The organism is Rhodoglobus aureus, assembly GCF_039527955.1.
GTDB lineage: Bacteria > Actinomycetota > Actinomycetes > Actinomycetales > Microbacteriaceae > Rhodoglobus > Rhodoglobus aureus.
Map to the genome: position 1 here is coordinate 1 of NZ_BAAAKW010000059.1, position 20,640 is coordinate 20,640.

General features: G+C 61.2%; 19 protein-coding genes and 1 tRNA gene. 13 read left to right on the plus strand and 7 right to left on the minus strand.

Features of this window, described 5'->3' with window-relative positions:
* Positions 1–97: 97 nt before the first annotated feature.
* The 3 genes from ABD112_RS12190 to ABD112_RS12200 are packed head-to-tail and all read right to left on the minus strand — an operon-like array spanning position 98 to position 3,919.
* Positions 98–2,134, minus strand: a complete 2,037-nt coding sequence (locus tag ABD112_RS12190; RefSeq protein WP_343926228.1) for a PTS fructose transporter subunit IIABC — start codon at positions 2,132–2,134, stop codon at positions 98–100.
* 37 nt (positions 2,135–2,171) lie between these two features.
* Positions 2,172–3,134 (minus strand): 1-phosphofructokinase family hexose kinase, encoded by a 963-nt coding sequence (locus tag ABD112_RS12195; protein ID WP_343926230.1) that lies wholly within the window; start codon positions 3,132–3,134, stop codon positions 2,172–2,174.
* Complete coding sequence (locus ABD112_RS12200; protein ID WP_343926232.1) at positions 3,131–3,919, minus strand: DeoR/GlpR family DNA-binding transcription regulator; 789 nt, start codon at positions 3,917–3,919, stop codon at positions 3,131–3,133. Before ABD112_RS12200 ends, ABD112_RS12195 begins: the two co-directional genes overlap by 4 nt.
* Before the next feature lie 205 nt (positions 3,920–4,124).
* Between ABD112_RS12200 and metG the strand changes: the two genes are divergently transcribed.
* The 9 genes from metG (at position 4,125) to ABD112_RS12245 (ending at position 12,258) form a co-directional block, all read left to right on the plus strand.
* On the plus strand, positions 4,125–5,705 hold the full coding sequence (gene metG, locus ABD112_RS12205; RefSeq protein ID WP_425563840.1) for a methionine--tRNA ligase: 1,581 nt from the start codon (positions 4,125–4,127) through the stop codon (positions 5,703–5,705).
* Positions 5,702–6,619: a TatD family hydrolase gene (locus ABD112_RS12210; protein WP_343926234.1), complete on the plus strand. Its 918-nt coding sequence runs from the start codon at positions 5,702–5,704 to the stop codon at positions 6,617–6,619. The genes metG and ABD112_RS12210 overlap by 4 nt, the downstream gene beginning before the upstream one ends.
* Positions 6,616–7,446 (plus strand): 16S rRNA (adenine(1518)-N(6)/adenine(1519)-N(6))-dimethyltransferase RsmA, encoded by an 831-nt coding sequence (gene rsmA, locus ABD112_RS12215; RefSeq protein WP_343926236.1) that lies wholly within the window; start codon positions 6,616–6,618, stop codon positions 7,444–7,446. Before ABD112_RS12210 ends, rsmA begins: the two co-directional genes overlap by 4 nt.
* Positions 7,447–7,890: 444 nt before the next feature.
* Positions 7,891–8,190 (plus strand): RIO1 family regulatory kinase/ATPase domain-containing protein, encoded by a 300-nt coding sequence (locus ABD112_RS12220; protein WP_343926237.1) that lies wholly within the window; start codon positions 7,891–7,893, stop codon positions 8,188–8,190.
* A 52-nt stretch (positions 8,191–8,242) separates the two neighbouring features.
* Entirely contained in the window at positions 8,243–8,470 is a 228-nt protein-coding gene (locus ABD112_RS12225; RefSeq protein ID WP_343926239.1) for a 4-diphosphocytidyl-2C-methyl-D-erythritol kinase, read from the plus strand.
* A gap of 97 nt (positions 8,471–8,567) precedes the next feature.
* Positions 8,568–9,506 (plus strand): 4-(cytidine 5'-diphospho)-2-C-methyl-D-erythritol kinase, encoded by a 939-nt coding sequence (locus ABD112_RS12230; protein ID WP_343926241.1) that lies wholly within the window; start codon positions 8,568–8,570, stop codon positions 9,504–9,506.
* A gap of 19 nt (positions 9,507–9,525) precedes the next feature.
* Complete coding sequence (locus tag ABD112_RS12235) at positions 9,526–11,364, plus strand: ABC-F family ATP-binding cassette domain-containing protein (protein ID WP_343926243.1); 1,839 nt, start codon at positions 9,526–9,528, stop codon at positions 11,362–11,364.
* A gap of 154 nt (positions 11,365–11,518) precedes the next feature.
* A complete protein-coding gene (locus ABD112_RS12240) occupies positions 11,519–11,875 on the plus strand; it encodes a PadR family transcriptional regulator (protein ID WP_343926245.1) in 357 nt (118 codons plus the stop codon).
* Entirely contained in the window at positions 11,872–12,258 is a 387-nt protein-coding gene (locus ABD112_RS12245; protein WP_343926247.1) for a hypothetical protein, read from the plus strand. The genes ABD112_RS12240 and ABD112_RS12245 overlap by 4 nt, the downstream gene beginning before the upstream one ends.
* 65 nt (positions 12,259–12,323) lie before the next feature.
* Here ABD112_RS12245 and ABD112_RS12250 read toward each other — a convergent pair whose 3' ends face one another.
* Both ABD112_RS12250 and ABD112_RS12255 read right to left on the minus strand, forming a co-directional pair.
* A complete protein-coding gene (locus ABD112_RS12250; RefSeq protein ID WP_343926249.1) occupies positions 12,324–13,436 on the minus strand; it encodes a YeiH family protein in 1,113 nt (370 codons plus the stop codon).
* Positions 13,429–13,920 (minus strand): MarR family winged helix-turn-helix transcriptional regulator, encoded by a 492-nt coding sequence (locus tag ABD112_RS12255; protein ID WP_343926251.1) that lies wholly within the window; start codon positions 13,918–13,920, stop codon positions 13,429–13,431. Before ABD112_RS12255 ends, ABD112_RS12250 begins: the two co-directional genes overlap by 8 nt.
* 148 nt (positions 13,921–14,068) lie before the next feature.
* Between ABD112_RS12255 and ABD112_RS12260 the strand changes: the two genes are divergently transcribed.
* The 4 genes from ABD112_RS12260 to ABD112_RS12275 all read left to right on the plus strand — a co-directional run bounded on the left by ABD112_RS12260 (position 14,069) and on the right by ABD112_RS12275 (position 18,434).
* Positions 14,069–14,140, plus strand: a tRNA-Gln gene (locus ABD112_RS12260).
* A gap of 70 nt (positions 14,141–14,210) precedes the next feature.
* Positions 14,211–15,647: a bifunctional UDP-N-acetylglucosamine diphosphorylase/glucosamine-1-phosphate N-acetyltransferase GlmU gene (gene glmU / locus ABD112_RS12265; protein WP_343926253.1), complete on the plus strand. Its 1,437-nt coding sequence runs from the start codon at positions 14,211–14,213 to the stop codon at positions 15,645–15,647.
* 40 nt (positions 15,648–15,687) lie between these two features.
* The gene (locus ABD112_RS12270) at positions 15,688–16,665 is read left to right on the plus strand and encodes a ribose-phosphate diphosphokinase (RefSeq protein ID WP_343926255.1); all 978 of its coding nucleotides are present in this window, start codon (positions 15,688–15,690) and stop codon (positions 16,663–16,665) included.
* 65 nt (positions 16,666–16,730) lie between these two features.
* Positions 16,731–18,434: a long-chain-fatty-acid--CoA ligase gene (locus tag ABD112_RS12275; protein ID WP_343926256.1), complete on the plus strand. Its 1,704-nt coding sequence runs from the start codon at positions 16,731–16,733 to the stop codon at positions 18,432–18,434.
* A gap of 16 nt (positions 18,435–18,450) precedes the next feature.
* On the opposite strand, the gene ABD112_RS12280 is transcribed toward ABD112_RS12275, so the two are convergent.
* Positions 18,451–18,822, minus strand: coding sequence for a hypothetical protein (locus tag ABD112_RS12280; protein WP_343926258.1), 372 nt, complete (start codon positions 18,820–18,822; stop codon positions 18,451–18,453).
* A gap of 116 nt (positions 18,823–18,938) precedes the next feature.
* Positions 18,939–20,396 carry an NADP-dependent phosphogluconate dehydrogenase gene (gene gndA, locus ABD112_RS12285; RefSeq protein ID WP_343926260.1) on the minus strand — a complete coding sequence of 486 codons (1,458 nt, stop codon included), beginning with the start codon at positions 20,394–20,396 and terminating at the stop codon, positions 18,939–18,941.
* Between the last annotated feature and the right edge of the window lie 244 nt (positions 20,397–20,640).

The window sequence follows — 20,640 nt, forward strand, 5'->3', positions numbered from 1 at the left end:
ACAACCCTGCATGAATTAAGTCTTAATCAGCCCCCGAAAATACTGGGAAGGCGCGCCTTAAAACGCCAAATCGACCACCAAATTAATCAGCGGTCTCCTAGGCGGCTACGGGAACCTTCGCGGCATCCGGTACTTCGATGCCAGCGTTGCGACGAGTGAAGCGCTTGAGCACAACCACGATTAGTGCGGTAACGAGAGTTCCCGCGGCGATCGCGAGCAGGAACATCGGGAACGGGTTGATCGCGAAGAACACGAAGATTCCGCCGTGGGGTGCCTGTGAGGTGACGCCGGCCGCCATGATGATTCCACCGGTGACAGCACTACCAATTGCGCTGGCAGGGATCACCCGCAGCGGGTCAGCGGCAGCGAACGGAATGGCACCTTCAGAGATGAACGATGCCCCAAGCAACCACGCTGCCTTGCCGTTCTCCTTCTCAATGGGGGAGAAGAGACGACGAGCCAGAACGGTGGATGCCAGAGCCATCGCGAGCGGTGCAACCATTCCCGAAGCCATAACCGCGGCCATGATCATCCAAGGTGTCTGATTATCGATCGCACCGGCACCGAGGCCAGCAACCGCGAACGAGTAGGCCACCTTGTTAACCGGGCCACCGAGGTCGAAGCCCATCATCGCGCCCAAGATCAGGCCGAGAACGATGGCGGATGCGCCGTTGAGTCCGTTAAGGAAGTTGTTCAGTGCAACGGTCAGCGATGCGATTGGTCCGCCCAAGATGAGCACCATGAGGCCCGAAGCGAAGATCGACGCGAGCAGCGGGATCACGACTACGGGCATGAGGCCACGGAACCAGGCGGGCGTCTTGCGCTGGGCGAGCCAGTGTGCGGCGACACCGGCGAGGAGTCCACCGACGATACCGCCGAGGAAGCCTGCACCCATGAGGCCAGCAATGGCACCCGCAGTGAATCCGGGGGCGATACCGGGGCGGTCAGCAATTGCGTAGGCAATGTAACCGGCAAGGGCCGGAACAAGGAAGCCCATCGAGGCTGCACCGATCTTGAACGCTGCAGCACCGAGGTAGGCGGCGACGCCGCCATCAGGCAGGTTCCAGAGGCTGTTCTGCACAATGATGTCACTCGCGGTGTCGGTGATGAGGTAACCGCCGAGCAGGAACCCTAAAGCAATCAGTAGACCGCCACCGGCAACGAACGGAATCATGTAGCTCACACCGGTGAGTAGCGCGCGCTTCACGGTCTGGCCGAAGTGCTCGTCTTTGGTGTTGCTGCTCTCGGTGCTCGCACCATCGCCAGCAACGCGTGCGGCATTAGGGTCGCTTGCTGCGGCTAGGGCCTCGGCGATCATCTCGTCTGGTGCATCGATTCCGCGCTTCACGGGCGACTGAATGAGTGCCTTTCCGGCGAAACGGCCCTTATCGCGAACATCCACATCAACAGCAAAGATGACGGCGGATGCCGCAGCAATAACCGCAGGATCAATGGGCGTTGCCCCTGATGAACCTTGAGTCTCAACGTGCAGCTCGACGCCGGCACGTTCTGCGGCAGCGGCGAGGGAGTCGGCAGCCATGTACGTGTGGGCGATGCCGGTGGGGCACGCGGTCACGGCGACGAGCACGGGGCGAGTTGCGTCGCCGGTGGCGGGTGCGGCGTGCGTGGCCGCGCTGGCGGCGGTAGCGGTGGTAGCGGCGCCAGCGGCGAGTGCAGCATCTTCAGGCGCAGTGGCCTGCTCGACGAGAGCAACAATCTCTTCCCGACTTCCTGCGGAACGGAGGCTGTCAACGAATTCGGGGTTCACGAGCGAACGTGCGAGAGCCGAGAGCAGGGCAAGGTGTTCCTTGTCGGCACCGGCGGGGGCAGCGATGAGGAAGATGAGGTCGGCGGGAGCATCCGTGGATCCGAAGTCGACTGCGGGGTTCAACCGAGCCATGACGAGCGTTGGCTCGGTGACTGCTTCTGAACGGCAGTGAGGGATTGCGATTCCACCAGGAACGCCGGTATCGGTCTTCTGCTCACGAGCCCACGCGTCGTCGAAGAGTGATTCTGCGTCGGTGGCGCGTCCTTGTTCGGCGACGAGCTTGGTCAGCGCGCGGATGACGCCTGCGCGGTCGGTGCCGAGATCGGCATCCAACAACACGAGGTCAGTGGTGATGAGTTGCGACATTGCTTTCTCCTTGTATGCAGCAGGGGTCTGCTGAGGGTTAGTGGTCGCCCGGTTCGCTGAGCAGGTGCACCTCAGCAGAGTCGGGATGGGTCAGTTCGGGGGTCGGCATGGTGCTGCCGGGCAGGGCGGCGGCGGCGGCGCCATGAGCCACGGCTTGCGCGAGACGTCGTTCGGGTGCTGCGCCGCGCTGGTCGGCAAGGAGGTAGCCGGCTAGAGCTGCATCGCCCGCACCAACGGTGCTCTTCGCGGCGACGGGCGGCATTGTTGCGCGCCACGTCTCATCGGCGGTTACGAGAAGTGCTCCGCGTGATCCGAGGGTGGCGAGCACGGCACGGCAGCCGCGAGCCACGAGACCAAGCGCTGCGGCGGCCGCGGCATCCGGATCATCTTCGAAGGTGTCGTCAAGGCCCGTCAGTTCGGCGAGTTCTTCGGAGTTGGGCTTAATGAGGTCAACGCCAACACCCGACTCAATGAGCGCCTGCATGGGAGCGCCCGAGGAATCAACGGCAATACGGGGGAGCGGGCCATCGGTCGCTGCACGAACAGCCTGAACTACGCGCACATAGAAGTCCGTGCTCAATCCGGGAGGCAACGAACCGGCGAGCACTACCCATTCAGCGCGGCGCGCATACGAAACCACTAGGGCGATCAATGCTGCATCGTCGTCGGCAGTCAACTGGGGGCCCGGTTCGTTGATTTTCGTCGTCGTGCCGTCAGGCTCGGTGATCGTGACATTCGAGCGCACGCGGCCCGTAATCGGCAGCCCTGCGGTCGGAGTGTGCTCGGCACGCAACGCAACCAGCATCGGGTCAGAGGCGTCACCGGGAAGAACAGCAATAGTGTCCAACCCCGACGCAATCAGCGCCCGAGAAACATTCACGCCCTTGCCGCCCGGCTGCTCACTGCTCGAGATCGAACGCTGAACCTCGCCGCGATCGAGAGCGGCGTCGAGCTCGATGGTGCGATCGAGGCTCGGGTTTGCAGTGACGGTGACGATCATGCGATCACCGTTTCGACATCCGCGCGCTCAAGGGCGAGGGTGAGGTCGGCGTCTGGCGAGTGGTCGGTGATGATGGTGTCGACGTCAGAGAGCGAGGCGAAGCTCATGAGCGTTTCGATGCCGAGCTTGGAGCCGTCGACGAGGGCAATGGCTCGGCGCGATCCGCGGGTGAGCGCGCTCTTGACGGCGGCCTCGTCGGGGTCGGGGGTGCTGAAGCCGAAGTCGGCGTGCACGCCATTGGCTCCCAAGAATGAAATGTCGGGGCGGATGCCGGACAGCTGGTCGAGGGTCGTTGCCCCTACTGCGGCGCCGGTGAGCCCGCGCAAACGCCCGCCGATAATCTGAACGGCAATGTGGGGGTTCTCGCTCACGATTGACGCGATCGAAATGGAATGGGTGATCACGGTCAGCGAGCCGGTGGATGTTTCGGGGGTCCAGTTGACCAAGTGCTGAGCCAGGCGGCTTGTGGTGGTGCCAGAGTCGATACTGATCGCGCCGACAAAGTTAGACGGAATGAGGGCCATCGCGGCCCGAGCGATGCGCTCTTTGGCATCGGAGTTGCGATCGATGCGCTGGGCGACACTCTCTTCTATGCGGCTGATGCGTGCTGCCGAGACCGCGCCCCCGTGTACACGGCGCAGCACCCCCCGGGCCTCGAGCTGGTCGAGGTCTCGGCGCACGGTTTCGCTTGACACGTCGAAGGTGCGAGCGAGTTCGATTACGGCGACGCGGCCGGCTTCAGCGAGTTGTCCCTCGATCTGCTGTTGCCGTTCTTCTGCGTACATTCCGCAATCTCCTTTGATTATCGCTGCGCACAATTTCTGCGTATCTGTGAGAGTACGCCGGTGATCGGGAGAATGCAACATAAATGAAGATAAACCCACACATTCTCACACGGAGCGGTGCGGGATCCTGCGCAGCGTCCGGATTCGCATTCGCTGTCATATCCGTCCGGCGTAATGGATCGACACGGGCGAATACAATGAAGGCATGTCTGCCGGCGACTCCTTCTACATTGCGACGCCCATCTTCTATGTGAACGACGTTCCCCACATCGGGCACGCGTATACCGAGGTGGCCGCCGACGTTCTTGCACGCTGGCACCGTCAGCGGGGTGAAGACGCCTGGCTGCTCACGGGAACCGACGAGCACGGCCAGAAGATTCTGCGCACCGCCGTTGCCAACAACACGACTCCGCAAGAGTGGGCTGACCGCCTCGTTGCTGACTCCTGGCAGCCGCTGCTCGAGACCATCGACATTGCGAACGATGACTTCATCCGCACGACCGATGTTCGTCACGAAAAAGCGGTCAGCACGTTCCTGCAGCGCCTTTACGACGATGGCCACATCTACTCCGGCGAGTACGAGGGGTATTACTGCGTCGGCTGCGAAGAGTTCAAGCAGCTTGACGACCTCGTCACCGCCCCCGATGGTGAATACAAGGGCCAACTGGTCTGTGCCATCCACTCACGACCCGTCGAAGTTCTCAAAGAGAAGAACTACTTTTTCCGGATGAGTGCGTTCCAGCAGAAGCTGCTCGACCTTTACGAAAGCCACCCAGACTTCGTGCAGCCTGCCAGCGTGCGCAACGAAATCATTCAGTTCGTCAAGCAGGGCCTCGATGACCTCTCCATCTCGCGTTCCAGCTTCGACTGGGGCGTCAAGGTGCCGTGGGATGAAAGCCACGTCGTCTACGTCTGGTTCGACGCCCTGCTCAACTACATCAGCGCCATCGGTTACGGCGTCGACGACGAACAGTTCGCTAAGCGCTGGCCCGCCGTGCAACTCGTCGGCAAAGACATTGCTCGCTTCCACGCCGTCATCTGGCCCGCCATGCTCATGGCGGCAAACCTGCCCGTGCCGCGCGCCGTATTCGGCCACGGTTGGTTGCTCGTCGGTGGCGAAAAAATGTCCAAGTCGAAGCTCACCGGAATCGCGCCAAGCCAAATCACCGACACGTTCGGTTCGGATGCCTTCCGCTACTACTTCATGAGTGCCATCACCTTTGGTCAAGACGGTTCCTTCAGCTGGGAAGACCTGAGCGCGCGCTACCAGTCAGAACTGGCTAACGGCTTCGGCAACCTAGCCTCGCGCGTTATCGCGATGGTGAATAAATACTTCGATGGTGAGATTCCGGCACTCGGCGAGCTCACGGCATCCGATGAAGCAATTGTGGCAACGCAGAAGCGTGCAACAGAGGCGTCGAATGCGTTGATTGATTCATTCGCGATCAATGAGGCGCTTGACGCTGTGTGGCAACTCGTTGATGAGCTCAACGGCTACATCACCGAACAAGAGCCGTGGGCGCTGTCGAAAGACCCTGCCAATCGCGAACGCCTCGGCACTGTTCTCGTTACGGCGGTCAACGGTCTCGGCACGCTGTCGATTCTGCTGTCGCCCGTGCTGCCCAAGGCGACCGAACGACTCTGGCAAGCCATCGGCGGTGTTGGCGTGCTGCGCGAGCAGCGTATCGACGACGCCCAAAACTGGCAGAGCAACGGTCGCGTCACGGCCCTCGAAACCTCACTGTTCCCCCGTATTGAAGTGGATGCCGAGAGCGGTACGGCGTGACCGAACCGTTCATTAGGCAGCGCCACCGCAGCGCCGACGAGGCAGCCTCCGACAAGCTGCAATACCCGCCGCTGCCCGAACCGCTTGAGGGTGTTGTTTACGACAATCACACGCACCTCGAGATCGCTGATGGCGGCCCCGATAACCAGCTCGACTTTCACGAGCAATTGGATCGGGCAACGGCAGTCGGTGTTCGTGGCGTTGTGCAGGTCGGCACGGATGTTGCGACGAGTCGTTGGTCGGCAGAGCTTGCAGCGACCGAACCCCGCGTTCTGGCGGCGGTTGCGATTCACCCGAATGATGCTCCCGCGCTGGAGGCTGCCGGTGAGCTCGATGCTGCCCTCACTGTGATCGATGAGCTTGCTGCCCTCCCGCGCGTTCGTGCTGTGGGAGAGACGGGGCTCGACTTCTATCGCACGGATGACCACGGCCGCCCTGCGCAGTTCCGTTCCTTCGAGGCGCATATCGAGATTGCCAAGCGGCACGGGCTTGCGCTGCAGATTCACGATCGCGATGCCCACGACGAGGTCATCGAAACCCTGCTGCGGGTGGGCGCTCCCGAGCGCACTGTCTTCCACTGTTTCTCGGGTGATGCTGCCATGGCGCGTATTGCGGCCGACAACGGTTGGTACCTCTCGTTTGCCGGAACGGTCACGTTCAGGAACGCCGCTAGCCTGCGCGAGGCACTTGCTGTCATCGACCGTGACCACATCCTCGTCGAGACGGATGCTCCCTACCTCACGCCGCACCCGTTGCGGGGTCGCCCAAACGCTCCCTACCTGATGCCGCACACCGTGCGCGCAATGGCGGCGCATTTGGAAATCGACGAGCTCGAGCTCTCCGCCCGGCTCGCCGCGACCACGGAGGCCGTTTACGGCTCATGGGATACCGAACTGCCCGAGGGCACCCGATGAGCACCCTGCTTGGCCCCGCTGAGATCCGCGATCTCGCTGATCTGCTCGGCATCCAGCCCACCAAGAAGCTGGGCCAAAACTTTGTCATCGACCCCAATACGGTTCGCCGGATCGTGAAGGCCGCGCACGTCGTTTCAGGCGAAACGGTGGTTGAGGTCGGCCCAGGGCTCGGATCGTTGACTCTCGGTCTGCTCGAGACCGGGGCATCCGTCGTCGCGGTCGAAATCGATAAGCGCCTCGCTGCCCAGTTGCCGCTTACGGTCAGCCAGATGCAGCCGGATGCTCAGCTCACGGTCATCACCGATGATGCGCTGCGCGTCACTGAGTTGCCGAACGAGCCCCGCGTTTTCGTTGCGAACCTGCCGTACAACATTTCGGTTCCCGTGCTGCTGCACTTCTTGGAACATTTCGATTCCCTCGACCGCGGTCTCGTGATGGTGCAGGCAGAAGTGGGCAACCGCGTGGCAGCGGGCCCTGGCAGCAAAGTTTACGGTTCGCCAAGCATCAAAGCGGCCTGGTACGGAGAGTTCTCCACGGCCGGACTCGTGAGTCGTCAAGTGTTCTGGCCCGTGCCGAATGTCGACTCAGTGCTCGTGCGCTTTGAGCGTCGCGAACAACCCGGCACGATCGAGGAGCGCAAGGCTACTTTCGCGCTCGTGGATGCCGCGTTCCAGCAGCGTCGCAAAATGTTGCGGCAGTCGCTCTCGAGTGTGTTGGGCAGCTCAGCTGCAGCATCCGACCGTCTTATTGCGGCGGGTGTCGCGCCGACGGCTCGGGGCGAGGAGCTCACGGTGCACGACTTCCTTGCTATCGCTCGCGCCGAATAGCTAGAGTAAAGCCACCGCAGCGTGCGGGGTGTGCAGAGCAGGGGCCGTGTGGCCGAGGGGAGGGGTAGTGATGACTGTTTTCGTTGAGTCGTCTTTCGAGCCCTCACTCATTGAGGTCGCCGCCTAACACTGCTGTGGTGACCTCCGTTCTGGAGAACCACTTATGTCACTCAGTGACGATTCTTTTGTACTTTCTGATTTATCGTTTTCGTCGGTAACCCCCGGGGAAGATCAACGTTGGTCAACGTGGCCGTCAATTATCCCGTCCTTTCGGGGACCGAAACCGTGGCCGTCTTGGATGGTTATCTCGGCCGGAGCGATCGATACGGAGCTTGGCGTGCTCAAGTCCGGTAAAGAGGCTGACGTCTTTTTGATTGAGCGCGCCGTCCCAGACGACGGCGGCTCACCGGTCGAACCATCAGCGGTGCACCGCGGCTGGCTGCCGTGCGCGCGAGTGCTCACGAACTCGGTGACCTCTGGGAACAGGTCGTCGAGCTCATGCGCATCTTCGCTCGTGCCGGCTACGCGCACGGCGATCTTTCTCCCTACAACCTGCTTGTTCATCACGGCAGAGTGGTGGTGATTGATGTGCCGCAGATCGTCGACATCGTGAGTAATCCGCGCGGGATGGAGTTGGTCGAGCGTGACTGCCTAAACGTGTGCTCGTGGTTTACGCGGCGTGGTCTCGAGTGTGATCCCGCTGAATTATCAGGAGAGCTCATGGCTGAAGCGTTCGGACGCTAACAATCTGCCCCGGGGGCTGTCTGCCCGAAGCCTCCGGGGCTAGATTGGCTTCATGTCTGAAGCACACAACAACACCCCCAGCGATCGTGATGTTCTGGAAGGAACAGGACGGCATCCCGATGAATGGTTCGCTTTTCTCGATATGGCGGGTGCTTCGAAGTGGCAGCATGCTGAGTTTGTGGGCTGGTTTGCGGCCAACGCCGCTCACGTTAGCGCCGAGTGGGCAGAGTCCGTCACGACACGGTATGCCGCGACACGCGGGCTCACTATTTCGAAGTAGTTTCGGTGGGGTAACGGGACCTTCACAATTCTGCGCTCAAGCCCATATCCCCACCCCCACGCACAGACCGGTACGCCGCACAAGGTAAGTTTGGTTCATGACTTCCGTCTCGGCAGCCTCCACAATGGTTCATACCCGTGCCCCTGGCAAGATCAATGTCTTCCTCAAGGTCGGTTCACTGCTCGACGATGGCTACCACGATGTCGCGATTGCCTATCAGGCAGTTTCATTGTGTGAAGATGTGCGTGCCTTCCACGCTGACGACTTCTCGGTCTCGGTTTCGGGAACCGTTAATCTGTCGCGTGTACCCACCGATGGTTCCAACATCGCTATCAAGGCCGCTCGACTACTTGCCCGGCGCACTGGCTATCGCGGCGGTGTTCGCCTGGAGATCGAAAAGCGTGTTCCCGTAACGGGCGGTATGGGTGGCGGGTCTGCGGATGCCGCAGCAACCCTTCTTGCCTGTGACGCGCTGTGGGGCACTAACATCTCTCGCGAAGAAATGCTCAGCCTGGCCGCAGAACTTGGCGCGGACGTGCCGTTTGCGCTCACCGGCGGAACAGCAATCGGAACGGGTCGTGGCGACCAACTCAGCCCCGCTCTCGCCAAGGGTCAGTTTCAGTGGGTATTGGCGCTCGCCGACTTCGGGCTCTCAACCCCGGAGGTTTACGAAGAGCTCGACCTTCACCGCCAACGTCACTCCCAAGACATTTTTCCTGCAGAGGTGGCGCCCACGGTCGACGCAGACGTATTGCAGGCATTGCGTGCAGGCGACCCGCACATGCTCGCCGAAAGCCTGCACAACGACCTTCAGGCACCAGCACTTCACATGGAACCATCGCTGGCGGCAGTCATCGAGCTGGGCGAAAAGAATGGTGCGCTCGCCGGCATCATTTCGGGTTCTGGCCCGACCGTGGCCTTCCTTGCGGCAGACCTCGATTCGGCTCTCGAGCTGCAAATTGCATTGAGTGCGGCGCAGATGACTGTGGTGCGGGCTACCGGTCCGGTGCACGGAGCGCGAATCATCACCGACTAACCCGGCTAGGCTTGCGCGAATGGCACACCTTCTTGGGGCTGAATCCCTTCACCTCGAATTTCCGACCCGCGTAATCTTCGACAAGGTCACTATTGGTCTTGACGAGGGCGACCGCATTGGCATCGTTGGTCGCAACGGTGACGGCAAAACAACCCTCATGCGCATGCTCTCGGGCAGGCTCGACCCCGACAATGGGCGAGTGACGCGACGCAATGGCGTGACCCTCGGAATGCTCGATCAGGCCGACGAACTTGATGGCACCAAGACGGTGCACGAGACCGTCATCGGCGAGATCGATGAGCATGTGTGGGCGGGCGATCCCAAGGTTCGCGACGTCATTGCGGGTCTTGCTGCTGACATCCCCTGGGAGGCCAAAGTTGGCGATCTCTCTGGTGGTCAGCGTCGCCGGGTTGCTCTGGCGACTCTGTTGATCGGTGACTGGGATGTCATCTTCTTGGATGAGCCAACTAACCACCTCGACGTCGAGGGCATTTCGTGGCTTGCGGGCCACCTCAAGCGTCGTTGGGCCACTAACGCCGGTGGGTTGCTGGTCGTCACTCACGACCGGTGGTTCCTCGACGAAATTTGTACTGCCACCTGGGAGGTTCACGATCGACTGATCGAGCCTTTCGAGGGTGGCTACGCGGCCTACATTTTGCAGCGTGTTGAGCGCGACCGCATGGCGGCTGCTTCGGAATCGAAGCGCCAAAATCTCATGCGCAAGGAGCTCGCTTGGTTGCGCCGCGGTGCACCCGCACGCACGACGAAGCCGAAGTTTCGCATTGATGCGGCAAACGATCTGATCGAGAACGAGCCGCCCGCCCGTGACAGTGTTTCACTGTCGTCGATGGCGATGCAGCGTCTCGGCAAGGACGTCGTTGACCTCGAAGGCGTCACCGTCACTTACCCCGTTGCCGATCCGGCAACCGGTGCGGCCGGCGAGAAGACAGTGCTAAATGACATTACCTGGCGGATCGCGCCCGGCGAACGCACCGGAATCCTCGGTGTCAACGGTGCCGGAAAGTCGACACTGCTGTCGCTGGTTGCGGGCAGTTTGAACCCTACGAGTGGTCGCGTAAAGCGCGGTAAGACCATCAAGGTTGCTACGCTCACGCAGCAGCTCGCCGAACTCGAAGACATTTGGAACGAGCGCGTCAGCACGGTCATTGGCCGTCACAAGAGCACGTACGTCACGGGCGGCAAAGAAATGACGCCGACGCAGATGCTGGAGCGCGTGGGCTTCACGAGTGCCCAGCTCTCAACTCCGGTGAAGGATCTTTCGGGTGGACAGAAGCGTCGCCTTCAGCTTTTGCTCATTCTGCTCTCTGAGCCGAACGTGTTGATTCTGGATGAGCCAACTAACGACCTCGATACCGACATGCTTGCGGCGATTGAGGATCTACTCGACACGTTCCCGGGAACCCTGCTGGTGGTGAGCCACGATAGGTACCTCATCGAGCGCGTCACCGACCAGCAGTATGCGGTCATGGAAGGCGGCTTCCGTCACCTTCCGCGCGGTGTTGATGAGTACCTCGAGTTGCGCACGAAACAACTCAAGAGTTCTTCGGGAAACTCTGCGGGTGCCGCAGCGGGCGCTCCCGATGCTACGGCCGCGAAAAAGCCGTCGTCGTCACTGAGCGGCGCCGAGCTGCGCAATTCGCAGAAAGAGCATGCTGCTGCCGGTCGCAAGATCGCGAAGCTGCAGGGTCAAATTGCGGAGTTGCACCAGCGGATGGCCACCCACGACCAGTCGGACTTTGCTGGCCTTGGCGCTCTCGTCGGCGAACAGCAAGCGATCCAAGAGGCTCTCGACACCGTGGAGCTGCGCTGGCTGGAGCTAGACGAACTGCTGGCGTAGACGGAAAGCTGGGGTCGCTCGCTCGCGCGCGTTTCCGTGCCCGAGCGTTCGCGAGAGCCGTGACTCCTCAAGCGGGGCGGCGCATCGCTAGGGTCGGCTAGATGATTTTTGCGAACTAGTTTATTTTTCAATTAGTTTGAGATATGATCTAGTCATGAATTCGGATAGGTCGATCGCTGATTGGTATCGCATCGCGCTCCCGCTGCTTCTTTTGCGTGAGTTGTCGGTCATGCCGGCGCACGGCTACGCGCTGATCGAGTCACTTCGTTCCCATGGTTTTGATGTGAAGGGGGCCGCAGTCTATCCACACCTAGCGAAGCTGCAAGATGAGAATCTCGTGGATGCCAACTGGGATGCCCCGGCAACGGGTCCGGCACGAAAAGTGCTGACAATCACGCCGCGCGGCACTCAGCGATTGGTCGATCTCCAAAGCCGTTGGGAGCAAGTTCGTGGACTAATCGATGCTGTCTCGGCGAATGACGAGAAGGCAACAAACGGAGGCACTAAGTGAGCTACTACACCGACTTGGCATTCAACTTGCGGGCACGTAAGTGCTCAGAGAAGCAGGTACGAGAAGTGCTGGAGACGATCAGCGAGAGCGTCGCCGCTGGTGGAGGTCACCCCGAGAACGAGTTCGGCCTGCCCAAGGAATATGCCGCTCAGTACGAGGGCACCCGAAAAGCTTCGCCTGGCCAACGAGCGCTCACCGTATTCGGGCTGCTCGGCCTAGTGCAAATCCTGTTCCAGCGGCTCTTTCTTGACGTTGAATTTTTCCCATGGGGATTAGTCTTCGCCATGGCAGGTTTCGTGGCCATTCTCGTCATTGGGGTCTTCGTTGCCACATTCCTTGACCACCGCTTGCCCCACGGGTTCGTGACTTCCGAGGTTAGCTAGCGTCACGAGGCTGTGGCGCTCGCGCCGACGATACGTGAAGCAAGCCAGGTCTTGTAGCCAATGAGCTACCCGAGAGCAGCGACTCCTGCTGCGCGCGCGATCTCGACGGCACCGAGTGATAGCAGCGCGATGACTGCCCACGAGATGAGGGCAACAACAAGTGCGCGACCGCCGGTGCGGATGAGGTTGCCAAGGCTGATGGCGGCGCCGAGACCGAAGAGGGCCATGCCAAGCACGAGTTCTTGGCTGTAGGCGGCGACCTCGAGAAAACTGTCGGGCAGTGGCACGAAAGTGCGCACCAGGACGGCGGCGAGAAATCCGACGACGAAGAGCGGAAGGATCGCGGGGCGCTTTACGGGCGAGAGGTCTGCGGTGGTGCTGGCCGACGCCTCCGACGCCTCCGAAGCGCCAGGCACATCGAGGGGTGCCGAAGCAGCGGCGGCCTTGCGGTCGCTACGAGCAACAACGACTCCGGCAAGAGCAACCATGGGCGCGAGCATCGCAACGCGCGTGAGCTTCACGACAACAGCAACCGCGAGGGCCGTCGCTCCGGCGATTTGAGCTGTTGCGACGACCTGGCCGACATCGTGCACACTCGCGCCCACCCACATCCCGAACTCGGGCGCATCCAGACCGAGAAGGGGTCGTAGCGCGGGTAAGAGGGCGATGGCAAGGGTTCCACACAGGGTGACAAGCGCGACCGGTGTTGCCGTGTCAGAGTCTTTCGCGCGGGTCATGCCCGCCATCGCGCCAATGGCTGAAGCGCCACAGATGGAGAACCCGGCAGCAATCAGCATCGGCTGCTGACCGGGGAGGCCCATCATCCGGCCCAAGCCCCAAGTGAAGAAGAACGTGATTACGACGATGAGCACGATCATGCCGAGCACCAGCCAGCCCAACTCGGCGATATTCGCGAGGCTCAACTTGAAGCCCAACAGCACCACACCGATCCGAAGCAAGCGACGGGCGGCAATCGCCAGCCCCGGCTTTACCTCCGCACGCACAGAATCGCGCCACGGCAGGGCGCTGAACAGGATGCCCAGCACCACGCACGCCGTCAGCGTGGGGATTGCCGGCACCAGAAAACTGATCAACAGCGCGAGACCAAAAGCACCAAGTGCGAGACCAAGTCCAGGAGAAATGCGGCGGAACGCGGTCTGCTCTTGGGCGCTATTCACCGTCGAGGCTCAACTTTCTGAGCAAACCGCTCAATCGTTCTTGTTCGCCGGCAGACATCCGCGAAAGCAGCGCGGTCTCGTCATGCACGAGAGAAGTGATCGCGCCATCAACGCGTTCGCGACCGCTCGCCGTCATCAGCACAATCACGCCACGACCATCATTCGGGTCGGTGCGACGCTCGACTAGACCACGCGCCACCATTCGGTCGATGCGGTTCGTCATGGTGCCACTCGACACCATCGTCTGCTGCACCAAAGCGGTAGGACTCAACTGGTACGGAGTGCCCGCCTTGCGCAGCGCTGAAAGTACATCGAATTCCCAGGGCTCAACCCCGGCAACCGCGAATGCAGCTTTGCGGGCCCGCTCCAAATGTTTAGCTAGACGGCCAACGCGACTCAGAACATGCAACGGCGCAAAGTCGAGGTCGGGACGCTCGCGAGACCACGCTTCGACAATTCGGTCGACTTCGTCGCGTGGGGGCATCCGGTTATTATCTCAGTTTCGGCCAACGGATGTGTGAACCTCAGCGGCCATGCCGGGCTAACAATCGTGTGTGAAGGCTCCGAATCGAGCAAGTTGGACGACACAGCCCCAATGATCTGGCAGAATTGGTTAGCGCCTTCGGGTGCGGTCCGCTTTGGTGTAATGGCAGCACGGCAGCCTTTGGAGCTGTCCAGTCTAGGTTCGAATCCTAGAGGCGGAGCTTTTCCCTCGATCTCAGCTACTTTCGCAGCGGCGTTTCGAGTGCCATTCATTCAGGGCACAATAGCTATATGACCGAACACAAACTCGCCGTCATTGTTCTCGCCGCTGGCCAAGGCACACGTATGAAGTCTGCCAAGCCCAAAGTCTTGCACCGCCTCGCCGGTCGCGAGCTTATCGGGCACGTTGTGGCTGCTGCACGCGAACTGAACCCTGACCACGTGATCGCCGTAGTGCGACACCAGCGCGACGAAGTTGTGGCTACGCTCTCGGAGCTCATGCCTGACATTCTCATCGTCGACCAAGATGACGTTCCCGGCACCGGTCGTGCCGTAGAAGTCGCCGTTGATTCGCTTCCCGCAGATTTCGACGGGGATGTTGTGGTCGTCAGCGGTGACGTGCCGCTTCTTGACTCCACCACCCTGGCCTCGCTCCTCGCGCAGCACCGCGCGCAGTCAGCCGCAGCCACCGTGCTCTCGGCGATTCTTGATGACGCCACTGGCTACGGCCGCGTCGTGCGTGACGCCGAGGGCGGCCTCGACCGCATCGTCGAGCAGAAGGATGCCACTGCTGACGAGATCGCGATCACCGAAATCAACTCGGGCACCTACGTGTTCCGGGTTGGACCGCTGCGCGAACAACTCGTGCGCATCACGACCGATAACGCTCAGGCCGAGAAATACATCACCGATGTCGTTGGACTGCTTCGCGGGGTCGGAGCTATCGTCTCCGCCATGCCCGTTACCTCCGGCTGGATGGTCGCCGGTGTCAACGACCGCGTTCAGCTGGCCGAAGCCGCCCGCCGCATGAACGAACTCATCGTGCAGAAGTGGCAACGATCAGGCGTCACCATCGAAGACCCAGCAACAACCTGGATCGACGCCGACGTCACCCTCAGCCCTGACGTCGAGATTCTGCCCGGCACACAGCTCAAAGGTGCGACCCTCGTGCAGTCCGGTGCCATCATTGGCCCAGACACCACCCTCGTTGACTGTGAAGTTGGCGAGAATGCTGTCGTCAAACGCACCGACGCAACGCTCAGCGTGATCGGTGCTGGAGCATCCGTCGGGCCGTTCGCCTACCTTCGCCCGAACACCAAACTCGGCGTTGGCGGCAAGATCGGAACCTTCGTGGAGACCAAAAACTCCACCATTGGCGAGGGAAGCAAGGTGCCACACCTCAGCTACATCGGTGACACCGAAGTGGGGGAGCAGTCCAACATCGGTGCCGGAACAATCACCGCAAACTACGACGGGGTGAACAAGAGTCGAACGGTAGTTGGCGCCCACGTGCGAAGTGGGTCGCACAACGTCTTCGTCGCTCCGGTTAGAATTGCTGACGGAGCGTACACCGGAGCCGGTTCGGTCATCCGAAAAGATGTGCCGGCAGGCTCACTGGGCATAAATGTCGCTCCACAGCGCAACATCAGTGGCTGGGTTGAAACAAATCGGGCGGGAACTGCAGCGGCTCAGGCAGCCAAAGCAGCCAGCGACGATTCTGACGCCTGACCGACGAACGCCGTAACCGCGGCAGAGAGCGAGTCCCCACGTGGCCAGCATTAAGATCTCCGGTCAAAAGCGACTCGTGCTTGTCTCCGGGCGGGCACATCCCCAGCTCGCGCTCGACATCGCTGAGGAGCTCGGCAGCGAACTCGTCCCGACTGACGCCCGTACCTTCGCGAACGGGGAAATTTACGCCCGCTACGACGAGAGTGTTCGCGGATGCGATGCCTTCGTCATCCAGTCACACACTGAGCCAATCAACGAGTGGCTCATGGAACAACTGATCATGGTGGATGCCCTCAAGCGCGCATCCGCGAAGCGCATCACCGTTGTCTCGCCCTTCTACCCCTACGCCCGTCAAGACAAGAAGGGCCGTGGGCGCGAACCGATCAGTGCCCGACTCATTGCTGACCTGTACAAGGCTGCCGGTGCCGACCGCATCATGAGCGTCGACTTGCACGCCGCCCAGATTCAGGGGTTCTTTGACGGCCCCGTTGACCACCTTTTTGCCATGCCAGTGCTGCTTGAGCACTTCCGCAAGCTGCTCGATCCCTCAACTCTCACCGTCGTCAGCCCCGACATGGGCCGTGTGCGCGTTGCCGACATCTGGAGCGACAAGCTCGGCGCACCGTTGGCGATTATCCACAAGCGTCGCGACCCGCTCGTGCCCAACCAGGTCTCCGTTCACGACATCGTTGGTGATGTTGATGGGCGCGTCTGCCTCATCGTTGACGACATGATCGACACCGGTGGCACCATTGTGAAGGCTGCCGAAGCGCTCAAGCGTGCCGGAGCCCTCAAGGTGGTTGTGGCTGCGACCCACGCAATCTTCTCCGACCCAGCACCCACAATCTTGCAGAGTGATTTCATCGACTCCGTCGTTGTTACCGACACTCTTCCGATTCCTGAGCACAAGCGTTTTCCGACGCTCACGATTCTGCCGATCGCACCAATGTTGGCTCGCGCTATCCACGAAGTCTTCGATGATGGCTCGGTCACCTCAATGTTCGACGGCGCAGCCTAAGCGCTCACACGTTCGACTCCGCTCGCTGCGTAGTTGAGCGCGTCACAGAGGCATAGAGTTAAGGCATGACTGTGTTGTCCGACCGCCCATGGCTCGCGAACTATGCCGATGGTGTGCCTCACGAAATCCCACTGCCCGATGGATCACTCTATGATCTGGTTGCGGCATCCATCGCTGAATACCCGAGTAGTGTCGCGCTCGAATTCTTCGGTAGAGAGACCACCTACGCTGAGCTTGGCGAGCAGATCGAACGTGCGGCCGAGGGCCTTCGCCTGTTGGGCGTGCAAAAGGGCGACAGGGTGGCGCTCGTGCTGCCGAACTGCGCGCAGCACGTCGCTGCTTTCTACGCGGTGCTGCGGCTCGGCGCGATCGTCGTCGAGCATAACCCGCTCTACACACCTCGCGAGCTTCGGCACCAGTTTGAGGACCACGGGGCCACGGTCGTCATTGCCTGGAACAACGTCGTTGCAACGCTGCAGGACTTTCCGGCGGATGTCGCGGTCGAGACCATCATCTCCGTCGATGTCACCCATTCCATGCCATTCCGCACCCGGGTACTTTTGCGACTGCCCATTGCGAAGGCGCGTGAGTCACGCAACGCACTCACTACAAACGTCAGCGGCACGATCGTCTGGGAAGAGCTACTGAAGTCTGCCCCCATCGATGCGCACATCGTGAGACCAGAGGCCGAAGACCTTGCGCTCATCCAGTACACGAGCGGCACTACGGGGTCTCCGAAGGGCGCAATGCTCACCCACCTCAACCTCTTGACGAATGCCGCTCAAGCCCGCGCATGGGTGCCGGCAGTGCCCCGTGGCAGTTCCGTTGTTTATGCGGTGCTCCCGATGTTTCACGCTTATGGGCTCACGCTGTGTCTGACGTTCGCGATGAGCATGGGAGCGCGGCTTGTGCTCTTCCCCAAGTTCGACCCAGACCTAGTGCTCGCCGTGATCAAGAAACATCCCGCTACGTTTTTGCCGGCAGTGCCGCCGATTTATGAGCGGCTCACGGCAGCCGCCGCCGCCGCAGGCGTGTCGCTGAAAGGCATTGAAATCGCTATCTCTGGAGCGATGCCACTCTCGGCCACAGTCGTCGAGCCCTGGGAAGAACGCACTGGCGGAACTCTCGTTGAGGGTTACGGACTGTCAGAGACGAGTCCAATTCTCATTGCCAACCCGGTCGGCCCAACTCGCCGTGCCGGCACCGTTGGTTTGGCGTTGCCCAACACAGAACTCCGTGTCGTCGACCCTGAGAACCCGACTATCGATCGGGCTCAGGGGGAGCAGGGCGAGCTTATTGTTCGCGGCCCGCAGGTGTTCTCTGGATACTGGGGCAAGCTCGACGAGACCGCCGAAGTATTTGTGCCGACTTCTGACGAGGGCAAAGATTGGTTCCGCACTGGCGACATCGTCACGGTGGACTTGGACGGTTTTGTGACTATCGTCGACCGCATCAAAGAGCTCATCATCACGGGTGGTTTCAACGTCGCACCCAGCGAGGTGGAGGAGGCGCTACGCCAACATGCGTCCATCGCCGATGCCGCCGTCGTCGGAATGCCAAGCGAACACAATGGTGAGGATGTCGTTGCTGCGGTTGTGCTCACCAAGGGTGCCACTCTCGATGAGAAGGCCGTTCGAGACTTCGTGCGCACAAACCTCGCGGCCTACAAGGTGCCGAAGAGTGTTGTTAGCGTCGAGGAACTTCCCAAATCTCTCATCGGCAAGGTGCTGCGTCGACAGGTTCGGGAAGAGTTGATCGCCGAACGTTAGGCCACACGGAGACGTGTTAAGTCTTGTCTGCCGGGCTTGTCGGGATTACTGCGGGCCCGGGGATGAGTCCCATTGAGCGCAGCAGGGTTTCGGAGCCGTTGAACGCAATGGAGTAACACTTCCAGCCCGGTTCACCGTCGCCGAAGAGGTCGAAACGGATGTCGAACGACACCGCTTGCGGCGCCAAATATTGGGTATAGGTGGCGCAGGTTCGTGTTGCGGTGCTGTTGGCAGTTCCCACCGCAGACACGATTCCGGGAACGACGAGGCCGATCAGCCCGAGCACTACTACGACACGGATGACGTTCATATAGACGCGCGAGCGCAGCGGACGATCACCGTGCGGCTCATAGCCAGACAGCTCCGGTTCGTCTTCGTATTCACTCATCGTGCACCCATTCTGTCACCGCGGGCTGAACGCTGTGTTTCGCGTGCTGCCCGCGAGCCGCGAGGTTGCTGAGGCAAAAAGTGTGGCGGCGAGCATGGGGCCCGCCGTCAGCAGGACTAGTGCGAGTCGGTGGCTTCGATCTCGGTGCGGTCGCCCGACCACAGCGTGTGGAAGGTGCCATCCATATCGACTCGCTTGTAGGTGTGTGCGCCGAAGAAGTCGCGCTGACCCTGAACGAGTGCGGCAGGCAGGCGCGGTGCGCGCAGGCTGTCGTAGTACGCCAGTGATGACGAGAACGCGGGCGTCGGGATGCCAGCAGCAGCCGCGTCGCCAACGACGCGTCGCCATGAATCTTGCGTGCCGCCGATCGCTTCGGTGAAGTACGGCGCCGCGACGAGTGCCACGAGGCCGGGGTTCTCGGCGTAAGCCTCGGTGATGCGGTTCAGGAACCGGGCACGGATGATGCAACCACCGCGCCAGATCTTAGCGATCTCGCCCTTTTTGATGTCCCAGTTGTACTCTTCAGCACCGGCGACGATCGCGTCGAACCCTTGGCTGTAGGCAATGATCTTCGAGGCGTAGACGGCCTGGCGAACATCTTCGATGAACGCAGCTTTGTCGGCGACGACAGGAATCTCGCTCGGGCCGGGCAGCGCACTGGACGCCGCACGCTGGGCAGGCTTCGAGGAGACGGCGCGGGCGAACACAGCTTCGGCAATTCCCGAAACGGGAACCCCAAGGTCGAGCGCAGTTTGCACGGTCCACACGCCAGTGCCCTTGGAACCGGCCTGGTCGAGGATCACATCCACGAGCGGCTTGTCGGTCTTGGCGTCAACCTGGCGCAGAACTTCGGCGGTGATCTCGATGAGGTAGCTCTCGAGCTCGCCCTTATTCCATTCGGCGAAAATGTCGGCGATTTCGGCGGGGGTAGCGCCGGTGCCCTGGCGAATGAGGTCGTAGGCTTCAGCGATGAGCTGCATGTCGGCGTATTCGATGCCGTTGTGGATCATCTTGACGAAATGACCTGCGCCGTCGGTACCGACGTGGGTGACGCAGGGCTCGCCCTCGGCGATTGCGGCAATCGACTTGAGGATTGGGCCGAGGGTTTGCCATGCTTCAGCGGATCCGCCGGGCATGATCGATGGGCCGAGAAGCGCACCCTCTTCGCCGCCGGAGATTCCAGCGCCAACAAAGTTGATGCCGGTCTCGCGCACAGCCTTTTCGCGGCGGATAGTGTCGGTGAAGAGCGCGTTGCCGCCGTCAACGATGATGTCGCCGGGCTCGAAAGCCTCGGTGAGGGCGTCGATTACGGCATCCGTTCCCTTGCCGGCTTGCACCATGATGATGGCGGTGCGAGGCGTCGACAGCGATGCGGCGAACTCTTCATAGGTGGATGCCGGAACGAAGCCAGCCTCAGGGTGCTCGGTGAGGAGCGTCTCGGTCTTCGAGTAGGAACGGTTGTAGATTGCAACGGTGTTGCCTTCGCGGCTCGCGAGGTTGCGGGCGAGGTTGGAGCCCATAACTGCGAGCCCTACTACGCCAATGTTTGCGGTTGCCTGCTCTGCAGCGGTCATATCGTTCACTCCTTGACTCTGGGACAAAGTGGTGGGTCACAGCCCAATGGTCAAGCCTAGGGCACGCTGCGCAGGCGACTCGCGGCAGCCATTCAGCTAGCAGCTGGGGCGAGGGATGGGGCGAGCGCGTGCTCAGGATGGGGTGCCCCTATGTTTTTGTCAAGCGGCGAGGGCGTGTTTTTTCGGTTCGTTCTCGTAGAGTGTGCCGTCGCGCATCATGGCGTAGAGGACGTTGCAGCGGCGT

Bases quoted from the DNA above. Each gene is read 5' to 3' on its own strand.
- ABD112_RS12275 (WP_343926256.1), top strand. From the start codon at position 16,731: ATGACTGTGTTGTCCGACCGCCCATGGCTCGCGAACTATGCCGATGGT.
- ABD112_RS12235 (WP_343926243.1), top strand. From the start codon at position 9,526: ATGGCACACCTTCTTGGGGCTGAATCCCTTCACCTCGAATTTCCGACC.
- gndA (WP_343926260.1), bottom strand. From the start codon at position 20,396: ATGACCGCTGCAGAGCAGGCAACCGCAAACATTGGCGTAGTAGGGCTC.
- ABD112_RS12280 (WP_343926258.1), bottom strand. From the start codon at position 18,822: ATGAGTGAATACGAAGACGAACCGGAGCTGTCTGGCTATGAGCCGCAC.
- ABD112_RS12225 (WP_343926239.1), top strand. From the start codon at position 8,243: ATGTCTGAAGCACACAACAACACCCCCAGCGATCGTGATGTTCTGGAA.
- ABD112_RS12230 (WP_343926241.1), top strand. From the start codon at position 8,568: ATGACTTCCGTCTCGGCAGCCTCCACAATGGTTCATACCCGTGCCCCT.
- metG (WP_425563840.1), top strand. From the start codon at position 4,125: ATGTCTGCCGGCGACTCCTTCTACATTGCGACGCCCATCTTCTATGTG.
- rsmA (WP_343926236.1), top strand. From the start codon at position 6,616: ATGAGCACCCTGCTTGGCCCCGCTGAGATCCGCGATCTCGCTGATCTG.
- ABD112_RS12190 (WP_343926228.1), bottom strand. From the start codon at position 2,134: ATGTCGCAACTCATCACCACTGACCTCGTGTTGTTGGATGCCGATCTC.
- ABD112_RS12200 (WP_343926232.1), bottom strand. From the start codon at position 3,919: ATGTACGCAGAAGAACGGCAACAGCAGATCGAGGGACAACTCGCTGAA.
- glmU (WP_343926253.1), top strand. From the start codon at position 14,211: ATGACCGAACACAAACTCGCCGTCATTGTTCTCGCCGCTGGCCAAGGC.
- ABD112_RS12240 (WP_343926245.1), top strand. From the start codon at position 11,519: ATGAATTCGGATAGGTCGATCGCTGATTGGTATCGCATCGCGCTCCCG.
- ABD112_RS12195 (WP_343926230.1), bottom strand. From the start codon at position 3,134: ATGATCGTCACCGTCACTGCAAACCCGAGCCTCGATCGCACCATCGAG.
- ABD112_RS12255 (WP_343926251.1), bottom strand. From the start codon at position 13,920: ATGCCCCCACGCGACGAAGTCGACCGAATTGTCGAAGCGTGGTCTCGC.